This window comes from Mesorhizobium sp. P2_E10 (assembly GCF_056404235.1).
Genome location: NZ_JBFUEK010000001.1, coordinates 447,494 through 462,156, shown reverse-complemented (window position 1 = coordinate 462,156; position 14,663 = coordinate 447,494). Strand labels below are relative to the sequence as shown.

The window sequence follows — 14,663 nt, the reverse complement described above, 5'->3', positions numbered from 1 at the left end:
CCGGTCGAGCGGAGCAGGACAAAAACACTTTCAAAAATTTTCGGGGGAATGCGTAGGCAACCCTTTCGACTATCCTCACGACAACATCCGGCAGGAGTGACGATGCGTTATATCAGAGACATGCGCGGCTACGGCGCCAATCCGCCGGATCCGAAATGGCCTGGCGGCGCGCATGTCGCGGTGCAGTTCGTCGTCAACTATGAGGAGGGCGGCGAGAACTGCGTCCTGCATGGCGACAAGGCCTCGGAAGCCTTCCTGTCCGAGATTGTCGGCGCCGCCCCCTGGCTCGGCCAGCGCCACTGGAACATGGAATCGATCTACGAGTATGGCGCCCGCGCCGGCTTCTGGCGGCTGCTGCGCCTGTTCACCGAAGCGCGGGTGCCGATCACCTGCTACGGCGTCGCCTCAGCGCTTGCCCGTTCACCCGACCAGGTTGCGGCAATGCAGGAGGCCGGCTGGGAAATCGCCTCGCATGGGCTGAAATGGATCGACTACCGCGACCACGCCTTGGAAGACGAGCGCCGCGACATGGAAGAGGCGATCAAGCTGCACTACGAAGTGACAGGCGCACGGCCGACCGGCTGGTACACCGGCCGCACATCGATCAACACCGTGCGGCTGGCGGCGGAAGAAGGCGGCTTCGACTATGTGTCGGACACCTATGACGACGAACTGCCCTACTGGCTCGAACATGACGGACCGGATGGCAAGCAGAAGCCGCAGCTGATCATCCCCTATACGCTCGACGCCAACGACATGCGTTTTGCCACGCCGCAAGGCTTCAATTCGGGCGACCAGTTCTTTGCCTATCTGAAGGATAGTTTCGACACGCTCTATGCCGAGGGCAGAGAAGGGCGGCCGCGCATGATGAACATCGGCCTGCACTGCCGCCTTGTCGGGCGGCCGGGCCGGGTGGCGGCGCTGAAGCGCTTCGTCGATTACGTCAAATCGCACGACAAGGTCTGGCTGGCGCGGCGCGTCGACATCGCAAAACACTGGCAGGCGACGCATCCGTTCCGGCTGCCGGAGCTGCGTCCGTCGAAGATGGAGTTCGAAGCCTTCGTCAATGCCTTTGGCGGCGTTTTCGAGCATTCGCCATGGATCGCCGAGCGCGCCTATGAGCTGGAACTCGGCCCGGCACATGACAGCGCCGGCGGGTTGCACAATGCACTCTGCCGCATCTTTCGCGCCGCCAGCGAGGCCGAGCGGCTCGCCGTGCTCAACGCCCATCCCGACCTTGCCGGCAAGCTGGCAAAGGCCAAGCGGCTGACGGCGGAGTCGACGAAAGAACAGGCGTCGGCCGGGCTCGACGCGCTGACCGACAAGGAGCGCGAGCTGTTCTCCAAGCTCAATGCCGCTTACGTCACCACCTTCGGCTTCCCCTTCATCATCGCGGTGAAAGGCAAGACCAAGGAGGAGATCCTGGCCGAGTTCGAGGCGCGCATCGGTAACAACCGCGCCACCGAATTCGAAACCGCCTGCAAACAGGTCGAGCGCATTGCGCTGCTTCGGCTCAAGGACATGCTTCCGCAATAGGTTTGAACTCAATGGACACGATCAAGATGGCTGACCGAACCTATTATGCGCCGCAGGGCGGCCACCCCGGCCAGAGCGAGTTGCTGACCGGCCGCGCCGTTTTCACCGAGGCCTATGCCATCATCCCCAGGGGGGTGATGCAGGACATCGTCACCAGCGCCTTGCCGTTCTGGGACAAGACCCGCGTCTGGATATTGTCGCGCCCGCTGTCGGGTTTTGCCGAGACGTTTTCGCAATACATCGTCGAGATCGCGCCCGGTGGTGGCAGCGACCGGCCTGAACCCGATGAAGGTGCCGAGGGCGGCCTGTTCGTGGTCGAAGGCGAGCTGAGCGTGTTCGTCGGCGGCAAGACGCATGTGATGCGGCCCGGCGGCTTTGCCTTCCTGCCGCCGGCCAGCGGATGGACGGTCCGCAACCAAAGCAAGGCTGCTGTCCGCTTCCACTGGATCCGCAAGGCTTACGAGGCCGTCGAGGGTATCGATGTGCCGCCAGCCTTCTTCGCCAACGAACAGGAGATCGCGCCGACGCCAATGGCTGGCACCGAAGGCCGGTGGGCAACGACGCGCTTCGTCGATCCGGCCGACATGCGCCACGACATGCATATCACCGTGGTGACGCTGGAGCCGGGCGCGGTCATCCCCTTTGCCGAGACCCATGTCATGGAACACGGGCTCTATGTGCTGGAGGGCAAGGGCGTCTACCGCCTCAACCAGGACTGGGTCGAGGTCGAGGCCGGCGACTATATGTGGCTGCGCGCCTTCTGCCCACAGGCCTGCTATGCCGGCGGGCCGGCCAAATTCCGCTATTTACTTTACAAGGACGTCAACCGCCACGCCAAGCTTGGCGGCGCCGGCCTCGCCAGGCGCGCGCCGTGACCCGGATCGTCGCGCGGCCGCTGACCCGCGAGAGCTTTGCCGAATTCGGCGATGTCATCGACATGGGCGGCGACAACCACTACCCGATCAATGGCGGCCGGGCCGAGCGCTACCACGACCTCGCCACCGCAGAGGCCCAGGGGCCGAATGCGCGCGTGCTGATCTCCATGGTGCGCGGCACGCCCTACGAAATGCCGCTGAAGCTGACCATGGTCGAGCGCCACCCCTTCGGCAGCCAGGCCTTCATCCCGCTGTCGCCGCGGCCGTTCCTGGTCGTCGTCTGCCATGATGGCGAAGAAGGCCCCGGCGAGCCGCACGCCTTCATCACCGCGCCAGGCCAAGGCATCAACTATCCGCGCAACCTCTGGCATGGCGTGCTGACGCCGATCGGCGAGGCGCAGGACTTCCTGATCGTCGACCGTGGCGGCGACGGCTCAAACCTCGAAGAGTGCCATTTCTCGCACGCCTACGAGATCCATCTCCCCGACGGTATCAAGTTATGACCGACATTTCGCTGATCGACCGCCTGCTCGACGTGATCGAGCACGATATTGTGCCGAAGACGGCGCAAGGCGTCGCCCATGGCAATAAGCTGTTCGGCGCCGCGATCCTGCGCAAGGACGACCGTTCGCTGGTGCTCGCCGAAACCAACAACGAGATGGAAAACCCGCTCTGGCACGGCGAGGTGCATTGCCTGAAGCGCTTTTACGAAATGCCGAAGGCGGAGCGCGTCGCTACGAAAGACGCCATCTTCATCGCCACGCACGAGCCGTGCTCGCTCTGCCTGTCGGCGATCACCTGGACCGGCTTCGACAATTTCTACTATCTGTTCAGCCACGAGGATTCGCGCGACTCTTTCGCCATCCCGCACGATCTGAAGATTCTCAAAGAGGTCTTCACGCTCGACCCTGGCGGCTACAATGCCGAGAACGCCTACTGGAAGAGTTTTTCCATCCGCAGGCTGGTGCGGTCGCTGCCAGAGGCAGAACGCCAGCGGCTGGAGACCCGGATCGGCGCGATCTCGGCCCGCTATGACCAGCTGTCAGGCGCCTACCAGGACAGCAAGGGCAAGAACGACATTCCGCTGAACTGACGCGGATTGACCAGCCGAATTCGTTGGCTGGCCCATGACGCGATCCGGTGGCCTCCATCATGTGGCGACCTTGGAGTGCGTCCGCATGAAAACCATCACCGAGTTCCCCCGCAAGGTCGTCGAGTTCCCGGATATGGGGATCGTCATGCCGGACGGCTGCCGGCTGTCGGCGCGGGTGTGGATGCCGGAAGATGCCGGTAACGATCCGGTCCCAGCGATCCTCGAACATTTGCCTTACCGCAAGCGCGACGGCACCATCTTTCGCGACCAGCTGACGCATCCGTATTTCGCAGGCCACGGCTATGCCTCGATCCGTGTCGACATGCGCGGCAATGGCGATTCCGAAGGGCTGATGGACGACGAATATTCCGAACAGGAATTGCAGGATGCCTGCGACGTCATCGCCTGGGCGGCATCGCAGCCCTGGTGCAACGGCAATGTCGGCATGATGGGCATTTCCTGGGGCGGCTTCAACTGCCTGCAGGTGGCCGCGATGCAGCCGCCGGCGCTTAAGGCGGTGATCAGTATCTGTTCGACGGTCGACCGCTATGCCGACGACATCCACTACAAGGGCGGCTGCCTGCTGATCGAGAATTTCGGCTGGGCCTCGACCATGCTGTCCTATTCGTCGCGGCCGCCGGACCCATTGCTGGCCGGCGACAACCGATGGCGCGATCTGTGGCTGACCAGGCTGGAGAACCAGCCTTTTCTCGCGCCGCTGTGGCTAAAACACCAGCACCGCGACGCCTATTGGAAGCGTGGCTCGATCTGCGAGGATTATTCCGCCGTCAAGGCGGCGGTGCTGTCGATCGGCGGCTGGCATGACGGCTATCGCAACACGATCTCGCATCTCGCCGCCAATATCGAAGCGCCAGTCAAGGGCATTGTCGGCCCATGGATCCACAAATACCCGCACTACGCAGCACCCAAGCCCGCCATAGGCTTCCTGCAGGAGGCCTTGCGCTGGTGGGACCGCTGGCTGAAGGGTATCGACACCGGCGTCGAGGCCGACCCGGACTACCGCGCCTATGTGATGGACAGTGTGCGCCCCGCGCGCTGGCATCCCGAGCGGCCGGGTCGCTGGATCGCGGAACAGGAATGGCCGTCGCCCAACATCAAGATACAAATGATCGAGCTGCTCCCCGAGGGCAGCAAGCCGGCAATCGTCGCTTCGCCGCAAAGCTGCGGCCTGGCCGGCGGCGAGTATTTTCCCTTCACCTTCGGCCCGGAACTGCCGGGCGATCAGCGCCCCGATGATGCGCTGTCGGTGTGTTTCGACCAGCCGACGCTGACCGAGGCGATCGACATCGTCGGCGCCCCGGAGGTTCTGGTGCGAGTCTCTTCGGACCGGCGGCAGGCCAACATCGCGGTCCGGCTGTGCGACGTGCACCCGGACGGTGCCTCGGAACTGATTTCCTATGGCGTGCTCAACCTGACCCACCGCAACTCGCATGAATTTCCCGAGGCGCTGGTTCCAGGCGAAACCGTGTCAGCCCGCGTCGTGCTCGACCAGTGCGCCTACCGCGCCCCGGCCGGCCACCGCCTGCGCATCGCCGTTTCAAACGCCTACTGGCCGATGATCTGGCCATCGCCGGAGCCGGTCCAACTCGACCTGTCGGCCGCGACGCTCATGCTGCCGCAGCGCCCGTTGGCGAAAGGCGACGAAGTAACCTTCCCTTCGCCGGAGGCAGCCTCGCCCTGGGCGACGAAGTTAATCCGTGCCGCCAATTCCGAGCGTCACGTCGGCCGCGACGAGAAGACCGGGGTCATCTCGCTTTCCATCGTCAACGATTTTGGCGCAGTGCGCGATCTTGAGCATGACCTGGTAAATGGCAGCATCGCCCGCGAGACCTGGACGATCCATCCTGACAATCCCCTGTCAGCCTCGGGCAAAACCCACTGGACGCAGACATTGTCGCGAAATGGATGGTCGGTGCGCACCGAGACCTTTGCCGAAATGCGCTCCGACGCACAAAGCTTCACGGTTAGCGCCAGAATCGAAGCCTACGAGGGTGAAATCCTGGTTTTCGAACGCGATTTCGAAGAGACGATCCCGCGCGCCCTGCTCTGAGCGCCCATGCCGGGTTTCGAGGTTGGTCCAATTGCGACGTGCGATTTACGCCACGGCATGTCGCATTCGGTCTTGCTTACGGGTTTCCCTTACGGTCATTATTCCCCCGATAACAATCAACAAAAACGACCACAAGGTCGAACCAACAGAGTGAGGAACTCAATATGTCAAACGAACTGGAATTCCTTAGCCGACGCGTCGCTTCGGGCAAGCTGAGCCGTCGCGATTTTCTCGGCCGAGCGGCAGCGCTCGGCGTCACCGCACCCTTCGCCAACTCGCTGCTTTCAAGCGCTGCGCGCGCGGCAGGTCCGGTCAAGGGCGGCACTCTGAAGGCCGGTCTGGTCGGCGGCGAGTCCACCAACAGCCTCGACCCGGCGCTGATGATGACGCAGGTGCCGTTCGCCTTCGGCAAGATGTGGGGCGAAATGATCGTCGAGCTTTCCCCGGAAGGGAAACTCGAGAACCGCATTGCCGAGGAGATCGGCTCGTCGGACGACGCCAAGGTGTGGACGCTCAAGATCCGCGACGGCGTCGAATTCCACAACGGCAAGACGGTGACCGCCGAGGACGTGGCCGCCACGCTCGAGCGCCATTCCGACGAGAAGTCGAAGTCCGGCGCGCTCGGCTACATGAAGGGCATCGAGACCATCAAGGCCAGCGGCAAGGAAGTCGTGCTGACGCTGAAGGAAGCCAATGCCGACCTTCCCTACCTGCTCAGCGACTATCATTTGATCGTCCAGCCCAATGGCGGCAAGGACGGAGCCGATGCCGGCATCTCGGCCGGTCCCTACAAGGTCAAGACCAACGAGCCCGGCGTGCGCCATGGCGGCGAGCGTTTCGCCAACTACTGGCAAGGCGACAAGATGGGCCATGCCGACCAGATCGAGATCATCGTCATCAACGATGCCACGGCGCGCACGGCTGCCCTGCAGGGTGGCCAGGTCAACATGATCAACCGCGTCGAGCCGAAGATCGTCGACCTGATCAAGCGCCTGCCGGGCGTCACCATCCGCAACCATGCCGGCCCTGGCCACTACGTCTTCATCATGCACTGCGACACGGCGCCCTTCGACAACGCCGATTTGCGCATGGCGTTGAAGCTGGCGATCGACCGCGAAGAGATGCTGGACAAGATCCTGCGCGGCTACGGCTCGCTCGGCAACGATTTCCCGATCAATGCTTCCTACCCGCTGTTCACCGAGATCGAACAGCGCAAGTACGATCCCGACAAGGCCAAGTTCCACTTCAAGAAGTCGGGCCATGACGGCGCCGTGCTGCTGCGCACATCGGATGTCGCCTTCCCCGGCGCCGTCGATGCCGCACAGCTCTTCCAGCAGAGCGCGGCCAAGGCCGGCATCACGCTTGAGATCAAGCGCGAACCGGGCGACGGCTACTGGTCGGAAGTCTGGAACAAGCAGCCCTTCTGCGCTTCCTACTGGGGCGGACGCTCGACGCAGGACCAGATGTACTCCACCGCCTATCTGTCGACGGCCGACTGGAACGACACGCGTTTCAAGCGTCCGGATTTCGACAAGATGGTGCTGGCGGCCCGCGCCGAACTCGACGAAGCCAAGCGCAAGGCGATGTACCACGACATGGCTGTCATGGTGCGCGACGAAGGCGGCCTGATCCTGCCGATGTTCAACCAGTTCATCGACGCGACGGGCGCCAAGGTTGGCGGCTGGGTTGACGATCCACATCAGGAGCTGATGAACGGCTACGCACTGGCGAAGTGCTGGCTCGAAGCCTGAGCCTGGCCTTGCGGATATGTCTTCACCCATCCTGAAACTAATTGCCCAGCGCATTGCGCTGGGCATCGTTCTCCTGTTGGCCGTTTCGGTCCTGATCTTCGCCGGCACCCAGGTTCTGCCCGGCGACGTCGCGCAAGCCATTCTCGGACAGTCGGCGACGCCGGAGTCGCTCGCCAATCTGCGCGAGCAGCTCGGACTCAACGACCCGGCCTATATCAGGTATTTCCGCTGGCTCGGTGGCGTGGTGACCGGCGATCTCGGCACCGCCATGTCGAGCGGCCAGGATATTGCAACATCGATCAAGGGACGGTTGTGGAACACGCTGTTCCTCGCCTTCTGGGCCGCAGTCGTGGCGGTGCCGCTGGCGATCATTCTCGGCCTGATTGCGGTGCGCTATCGCAATGGCTGGGTCGACAAGCTGATCTCCGGACTCGCGCTCGCGTCGACATCGTTTCCCGAATTCTTCATCGGCTATGTGCTGGTCTATTTCTTCGCCGTGAAATGGCAGATCTTTCCTGGCATTTCGACCGTCTATGACGACATGCCCTTCGGCGAGCGCATGCAGGCGATCGCGCTGCCGGCAACGGCGCTGACGCTGGTGGTGCTCGCCCATATGATGCGCATGACGCGCGCCGCGATCCTCAATGTCATGCAGTCGGCCTATGTCGAGACGGCGGAGCTGAAAGGCCTGTCGGCCTTCAATGTCATTCGCAAGCATGCCTTTCCCAACGCCATTGCACCGATCATCAACGTCGTCATGCTCAACCTCGCCTATCTGATCGTCGGCGTCGTCGTGGTCGAAGTGATCTTCGTCTATCCGGGCATGGGGCAGTATCTGGTCGACCACGTCACCAAGCGCGACGTGCCTGTCGTGCAGGCGGTCGGCCTGATCTTCGCCGCCGTCTACATCAGCCTGAACATCATTGCGGACATAGCGGCAATCGTCGCCAATCCGCGTCTCAGACATCCGAAATAGGGGGCGGGCATGCTCGATATCAAACGCATCCCGATCCCCGCGCTGATCGGCATCGTGCTGACGACACTGTTCGTTCTGGCGGCGATCTTCGCGCCCTTCATCGCGCCACACGGCAATGGCGAGATCATCGGTGACGTCTGGGAACCGATGTCATCAGCACATTGGCTGGGCACCGACAATCTCGGCCGTGACCTGCTGTCGCGCATGATCTACGGCGCCCGCATCACGCTGTTCATCGCCGTGCTGGCCACCGCGCTGTCGTTCTCGCTCGGCGCCATTCTCGGCTTCTCGGCGGCGGTGTTCGGCGGCTGGTACGACACGCTGCTGTCGCGGCTTGTCGATCTGCTGATGTCGATCCCGACGCTGATCATGGGCCTCGTCGTGCTTTCGGTGTTGCCGACCAACCTGGTGACGCTGATCCTGGTGATGGGCATTCTCGACTCGACCCGCGTCTATCGCCTGTCGCGCGCGGTCGCCGTCGACATCAACGTCATGGACTATGTCGAGGCCGCCAAATTGCGCGGCGAAGGCAGCGGCTGGATCATCTTCCGCGAGATACTGCCCAATGCGCTGTCGCCGCTGGTTTCGGAACTCGGCCTGCGCTTCATTTATGCCGTGCTGTTCCTGTCGACACTGTCCTTCCTCGGCCTTGGCGTACAGCCGCCGGACGCCGACTGGGGCGGCATGGTCAAGGAAAACAAGGACGGTATCGTCTTCGGCATTGGCGCTGCCCTCATTCCGGCAGCGGCGATCGCGATGCTGGCGATTTCCGTCAATCTGGTCGCCGACTGGGTGCTCAACCGCACGACAAGCCTGAAGGGAGGACGCGGGTGATGGCTGACCAGCAGAAGAAATCCGTGCTGCTCGACATCCGCAACCTTCGCATCGAGGCGACGGTGTTCCCGCCGGGCGAGCCGCCGAAAAACATCGTGCTGGTCCATGACGTGTCGCTGACGCTCGAAAAGGGCAAGGTGCTTGGCCTGATCGGCGAGTCCGGCGCCGGCAAGTCGACCATCGGCCTGTCGTCGATGGGCTATGGCCGCGGCGGCGTGCGCATCACCGGCGGCGAGGTCATCCTCAACGGCCGAGACATCCTCAAGGGCGGCAAGGAAGGTTTTCGCAAGCTGCGCGGCCGAGAGGTCTGCTATGTCGCGCAATCGGCGGCGGCGGCCTTCAACCCGGCGCACAAGCTGATGGACCAGGTGGTGGAAGCCACGCTGCTGCACGGCACGGCGACACGGGCCGAGGCCGAAAAACGCGCGGTGGCGCTGTTCAAGAAGCTCAGCCTGCCAAACCCCGAAACCATCGGCGAGCGCTTCCCGCACCAGGTCTCCGGCGGCCAGCTGCAGCGCGTGATGACGGCGATGGCGCTGTGCTCCGAGCCCGACCTGATCGTCTTCGACGAGCCGACCACGGCGCTCGACGTGACGACGCAGATCGATGTGCTGGCGGCGATCAAGGACGCCATCCGCGATACCCATGTCGCCGCGCTCTACATCACCCACGACCTTGCCGTCGTCGCCCAGGTCTCCGACGAGATCATGGTGCTGCGCCATGGCCGGCTGGTCGAATGGGGCGGCACTCGCCAGATCATCAAGGAGCCGCGCCAGGAATACACCAACGCGCTGGTCTCGGTGCACGAGATCGAGCACCACGAGCAGAAGCCCGGCACGACGCCGTTCCTGTCGGTCAAGAACGTTACCTCTGCCTATGGCCGCAGCCACATCAAAGTGCTGAAGAACGTCTCCGTCGACATCTATCCGGGCCAGACGCTGGCCGTGGTCGGCGAGTCCGGCTCCGGCAAGTCGACTCTGGCGCGCGCCATCACCGGGCTTTTGCCACCCGAAGAGGGAACCGTCACCTTCGACGGGCGGCCGCTGGCCAACCGGCTTGCCGACCGGCCGAAGGAGGATCTGCAGCAGTTGCAGATGATCTACCAGATGGCCGACGTGGCGATGAACCCGCGCCAGACGGTCGGCACCATCATCGGCCGGCCGCTCGAATTCTATTTCGGCATACGCGGGCGCGAGCGCGACAAACGCGTCGCCGAACTGCTCGATAAGATCGAGATGGGCAAGGGCTTTTCCGATCGCTACCCGGCCGAGCTTTCCGGCGGCCAGAAGCAGCGCGTCTGCATCGCCCGCTCGCTCGCCGCCAAGCCGAAACTGATCATCTGTGACGAGGTGACCTCGGCACTCGACCCGCTGGTGGCCAACGGCATCCTCAAGCTGCTGCTGGAACTGCAGAAGGAAGAAAACGTCGCCTATCTGTTCATCACCCACGACCTGGCGACCGTGAAATCGATCGCCGATTCGATCGCGGTGATGTATCGCGGCGAGGTGGTGCGCTACGGGCCGAAGAGCAAGGTGCTGTCGCCGCCCTTCGACGCCTACACCGATCTCCTGCTCTCCTCCGTTCCCGAAATGGAAATCGGCTGGCTGGAAAAGGCGATCAAGGGACGGCGCATGGCCAGCGCGGGAAACTAGCGGTTTCGCGGCACCAGCCGCGAAGACTTGCCTTCAACGACAAAGCCTTCCGGAGCAGCCCTTGGCGCTCGAGACAAAACTGTTGCTGATCATCCTCGACGGCGTGCCCTACCGGAACTGGCGCCGGCTGATGGGCAATCTCGAGGGCTGGGTGCTCTCGGGCGAAGCGCAGGTCTGGAAGATGCGCTCGGTGCTGCCGTCGACTTCTGCCTGCTGCTACGCCTCGATCCACACCGGGGTGCCGCCGCAAGTGCACGGCATCCTGTCCAACGAGAACCGTTTTCGCGTTACCCAGCCGGACATCTTCTCCGAGGTCAGCAGGGCTGGCGGCAAGACAGGCGCCGTCACCCATTCCTACTGGTCCGAATTCTTCCGTGCCTATCCGTTCGACCCGGTCGACGACATGGAGTTCGACGAACCCGGCGGGCCGATCGCACATGGCCGCTTCCACACCATGACCGGCTACAATCTCAGGAACCAGATGACGCCGAGCGACGTCGACCTGTTCGCGACGCTGACCATGCTGACCAAACGCCACGGCATCGACTACGGCATCCTGCACAGCTGTACGCTCGACTCGATGGGCCACCGCTTTGGCCACGACTGCCATGAGATGGACCATGCCGTCTATGCCATGGACGGCATGCTGGCCGCCTTCCTGCCGCGCTGGCGGGAAGCCGGCTACGAAGTGATTGTCACCGCCGATCACGGCCAGACCGACCGCGGTCATCATGGCGGCCACGACGACGAGATGCAGGATTTCGCGCTGTATTATTTCGGACCCGGCAAGGGACCGGAGGCCGACACTATGATCGACCAGCTGCAGCTGGCGCCGACGGTGCTGAAGCGGCTTGGTGTACCGGTGCCGGCGACGATGAAGGCAAAGCCTTTCTTGAGCTGAGCGGCTCTTCCCTTCTCCCCTTGTGGGAGAAGGTGGATTGTCGCGAAGCGACAAGACGGATGAGGGGTGTTGGAAGAAACACGGCGTGAAAATATTGAGGGATTTCAGGCGCTTAATTCTTCGGCGTAGCGATCCGTCCAACACCCCTCATCCGTCTCGGCACTGCGCGCCGATCCACCTTCTCCCACAAGGGGAGAAGGAAAAAGGCGCACCTCTGGCAACCTCCCCGCTCTTCGGTTAGCCTCCCGAAAATTCCTTGGCGGAAGGATGAACCTTTTTGGATCGATCGGCGACAGAGCAGACAGGAGCCAGGCGGCTCGACCGGCCATGACGGCAGCGACGGAGACCGATCGCGCGCTTGTCGACCGGGTCGCGAAGGGCGACCGTGCCGCTGTTCGGCTCCTGTTCATGCGCCACCACGCGCGGGTCTACCGCTTCGTGGCGCGCCAGACGGGATCGGAAATGATGGCTGACGATATCGCAAACGAGGTCTTTCTCGAGCTCTGGCGCCAGGCCCCTGGCTTCGAGGGACGCTCGGAAGTCTCGACCTGGCTGCTCGGCATCGCCCGCTTCAAGGCGCTGTCCTTGCTGCGCAAGAAAAAGGAAGACTGGATCGACGACGATGACGCGGCGCAGGTTCCCGACAGCGCCGACACGCCGGAAGTCGCCACCATGAAGGAAGACAAGGGCGCCGCCTTGCGGCGCTTTGTCGATGCCTTGCCGGAAGAACATCGGGTGGTGATCGACCTTGCCTATTACCACGGGCAGTCGGTGACCGAGATCGGCGAGGTGCTCAGCATTCCGGTGGCCACGGTCAAGACCAGGATGTTCTACGCCCGCAAGAAACTCGGCGAAGCCCTCAAGGCCGCCGGTTACGACAGGGGGTGGCCATGAGCGCCGCTGAAAAAATGTCGCGCCGCGACGAAATGGAAACACTGCTGCCGTTCTACCTGAACGGTTCGCTGGAAGGTTCGGAACTCGAAGCCATCGAGGAATGGCTGGCGAGCGACCCGGCGGCGCTTGCCGCACTGGGCGAGGCCGAGGTCGAGTTCTCCGGCACGACGGCCGCCAACGAGATGATCCGGCCGCCGACCGATGCGCTCAGCCGCTTCGCCAAGGCGCTCGACGCCGAGGCCGGTCCGGCACGCGCGGCACAAGGTTCGTCCTGGCTGGCGCAGGCCTGGGGCCGCTTCATGGCGGTGCCGGTCGGCGTCGCCTGGGCCGCGGCGGCGGTGCTACTTGCCCTGGTCATGGTGCAGTCTTTTGTGCAGCCCGGCGGCAAGGGTGGCGATTTCGAGATTGCCGGCGCCGAGGACGATCTGGCGAAACTGCCCTTCGCGCTGGTCAAGTTCAAGCCGGAGGCGAAGATGTCCGACATCGCCGTCTTTCTCGACCAGAACGGGCTGAAGATTGCTGGCGGGCCGACCGCCTCGGGCGTCTTCCGCATTGCCATCCCGGCCAAGACTGGAGCAGACTACACCAAGCTCGTCGGCCTTATTGCCGCCCAGCCTTTTGCGGAAACTGTGCTCGAGGGAAGGAAACCGGTTGATGGCGGCTAAGGCGGTCATTCGATGTGCGGCACTTCTTGCGGCGGCGATGACAATCGTCGCCGCGCCTGCCTTTGCGCAGACCAATGATCCGAACCTCAACCAGACAGAAATCGACTGCCTCAACGGCAAAAATGCAGCCGGCGGCGATTGCGCCAAGGATGGCGGAACGCCCGGCGGTGCGACCCAGGCCGGTGCCGTCTTTCTACCAGAGCTGATCGTCGACCTGTTCCCCAATCCAGCGGAGGCCCCGCCAGCCCCACCGGCCGATGCGCCGGCGACACCGGCCGCGCCGGCCGGGCCGATCGTTGCCCCGGCCGATCTGGTGGCGACCGAGCCGCCGCGGGCCGTCATCGGCGATTTCGTGCCCGACGAGGTGCTGGTGACGGTCGAGGGCGATGCCGGCGCCGTCCAGCAGATCGCCACGTCTTTTGGCCTCCAGGTGCGCTCGCAGCGCCAGTCGCGGCTGCTCGGCACGACGCTGGTGCGCTTTGGCATTCCCGATGGCCGCCCGGTGGGCGTCGTGCTGGCGCAGCTTGCCGCCGATGGCCGCACCCAGCGGCGCGAGCCTAACCATGTCTATTCGCTGCAGCAGGCGGCAAGCATCGTCAACTATGCCTTCGATCACATCGCGCTCGACGAGAAGCAGGCGAGCGGCGAGAATGTGCGCATCGCCGTCATCGACACCGGCATCGACGACACCAATCCAGCGCTTTCCGGCGTCATTGCCGAACAGTTCGACGCCATGCCCGACGTGCCGGTCGAGAAGCGCGATCACGGCACCTCGATCGACGGGCTGATCGCAGGCATCGGCGCACTGCAAGGCATGGCGCCGGGGGCCAAGATCTACCACGCCCGCGCCTTCGAAGGCGGCAGGTCGACCATGGACGTGATCCTCTCGGCGCTCGACTGGGCGGCGGATCAGGATGTCCGTATCATCAATATGAGCTTCGTCGGCCCGAAGAACGATCTGCTCGGCACCGCTTGCCGCAATGCACGGGCGCTCGGCATCGTGCTGGTTGCCGCAGCCGGCAACAACGGGCCGAAGGCGCCCTATGGATATCCAGCCGCATTCGACGGCGTCATCGCGGTGACCGCCACCGATGCCAAGGACGGGCTGATGCCGCAGGCCAATCGCGGCGCCTATGTCTTCATCTCGGCGCCCGGCGTCGAGATGGTGGCGCCGAGCGGCGCCGGCTCGGATGTGGTCACCGGCACCTCGTTTGCCGCAGCCATCGTCAGCGGCGCCGTCGCCAATCTGATCCATGCCGCGCCCGACCGCTCGGCCGACGAGATCGAGAAGGCTCTGGCCGAAACGGCCAGGGATCTCGGCCCCAAGGGGCGCGACAATGATTTCGGCTATGGGCTGCTGGATACGAAGGCGGCGGAAGCGGCGAAGGAGTGAGCCTGAGCGACTTGCGCCGAAG

13 protein-coding genes are annotated in these 14,663 nt (G+C 63.6%); all 13 read left to right on the top strand.

Annotation, left to right across the window (positions count from 1 at the left end; all coding sequences use genetic code 11):
- The first annotated feature begins 102 nt into the window (after positions 1 to 102).
- The 13 genes from puuE to AC1D0N_RS02255 all read left to right on the top strand — a co-directional run bounded on the left by puuE (position 103) and on the right by AC1D0N_RS02255 (position 14,641).
- On the top strand, positions 103 to 1,536 hold the full coding sequence (gene puuE / locus AC1D0N_RS02315; RefSeq protein ID WP_477240980.1) for an allantoinase PuuE: 1,434 nt from the start codon (positions 103 to 105) through the stop codon (positions 1,534 to 1,536).
- Between the two features lie 11 nt (positions 1,537 to 1,547).
- Positions 1,548 to 2,411, top strand: a complete 864-nt coding sequence (locus AC1D0N_RS02310) for a bifunctional allantoicase/(S)-ureidoglycine aminohydrolase (RefSeq protein ID WP_477240978.1) — start codon at positions 1,548 to 1,550, stop codon at positions 2,409 to 2,411.
- On the top strand, positions 2,408 to 2,914 hold the full coding sequence (locus AC1D0N_RS02305) for an ureidoglycolate lyase (RefSeq protein ID WP_477240976.1): 507 nt from the start codon (positions 2,408 to 2,410) through the stop codon (positions 2,912 to 2,914). The genes AC1D0N_RS02310 and AC1D0N_RS02305 overlap by 4 nt, the downstream gene beginning before the upstream one ends.
- Positions 2,911 to 3,504: a nucleoside deaminase gene (locus tag AC1D0N_RS02300; protein ID WP_477240974.1), complete on the top strand. Its 594-nt coding sequence runs from the start codon at positions 2,911 to 2,913 to the stop codon at positions 3,502 to 3,504. Before AC1D0N_RS02305 ends, AC1D0N_RS02300 begins: the two co-directional genes overlap by 4 nt.
- An 85-nt stretch (positions 3,505 to 3,589) precedes the next feature.
- On the top strand, positions 3,590 to 5,575 hold the full coding sequence (locus AC1D0N_RS02295; RefSeq protein WP_477240972.1) for a CocE/NonD family hydrolase: 1,986 nt from the start codon (positions 3,590 to 3,592) through the stop codon (positions 5,573 to 5,575).
- A 164-nt stretch (positions 5,576 to 5,739) separates the two neighbouring features.
- Positions 5,740 to 7,326, top strand: coding sequence for an ABC transporter substrate-binding protein (locus AC1D0N_RS02290; protein WP_477240970.1), 1,587 nt, complete (start codon positions 5,740 to 5,742; stop codon positions 7,324 to 7,326).
- Positions 7,327 to 7,342: 16 nt separating this feature from the next.
- Positions 7,343 to 8,302 carry an ABC transporter permease gene (locus AC1D0N_RS02285; RefSeq protein ID WP_477240968.1) on the top strand — a complete coding sequence of 320 codons (960 nt, stop codon included), beginning with the start codon at positions 7,343 to 7,345 and terminating at the stop codon, positions 8,300 to 8,302.
- A gap of 9 nt (positions 8,303 to 8,311) precedes the next feature.
- Positions 8,312 to 9,136 carry an ABC transporter permease gene (locus AC1D0N_RS02280; RefSeq protein WP_477240966.1) on the top strand — a complete coding sequence of 275 codons (825 nt, stop codon included), beginning with the start codon at positions 8,312 to 8,314 and terminating at the stop codon, positions 9,134 to 9,136.
- Entirely contained in the window at positions 9,136 to 10,788 is a 1,653-nt protein-coding gene (locus tag AC1D0N_RS02275) for an ABC transporter ATP-binding protein (RefSeq protein WP_477240964.1), read from the top strand. Before AC1D0N_RS02280 ends, AC1D0N_RS02275 begins: the two co-directional genes overlap by 1 nt.
- 61 nt (positions 10,789 to 10,849) lie before the next feature.
- Positions 10,850 to 11,689, top strand: coding sequence for an alkaline phosphatase family protein (locus AC1D0N_RS02270; protein WP_477240962.1), 840 nt, complete (start codon positions 10,850 to 10,852; stop codon positions 11,687 to 11,689).
- A gap of 327 nt (positions 11,690 to 12,016) precedes the next feature.
- A complete protein-coding gene (locus AC1D0N_RS02265) occupies positions 12,017 to 12,583 on the top strand; it encodes a sigma-70 family RNA polymerase sigma factor (RefSeq protein WP_477240960.1) in 567 nt (188 codons plus the stop codon).
- The gene (locus AC1D0N_RS02260) at positions 12,580 to 13,248 is read left to right on the top strand and encodes an anti-sigma factor (RefSeq protein WP_477240958.1); all 669 of its coding nucleotides are present in this window, start codon (positions 12,580 to 12,582) and stop codon (positions 13,246 to 13,248) included. The genes AC1D0N_RS02265 and AC1D0N_RS02260 overlap by 4 nt, the downstream gene beginning before the upstream one ends.
- Positions 13,238 to 14,641: a S8 family serine peptidase gene (locus tag AC1D0N_RS02255; RefSeq protein ID WP_477240956.1), complete on the top strand. Its 1,404-nt coding sequence runs from the start codon at positions 13,238 to 13,240 to the stop codon at positions 14,639 to 14,641. Before AC1D0N_RS02260 ends, AC1D0N_RS02255 begins: the two co-directional genes overlap by 11 nt.
- Positions 14,642 to 14,663 lie beyond the last annotated feature (22 nt).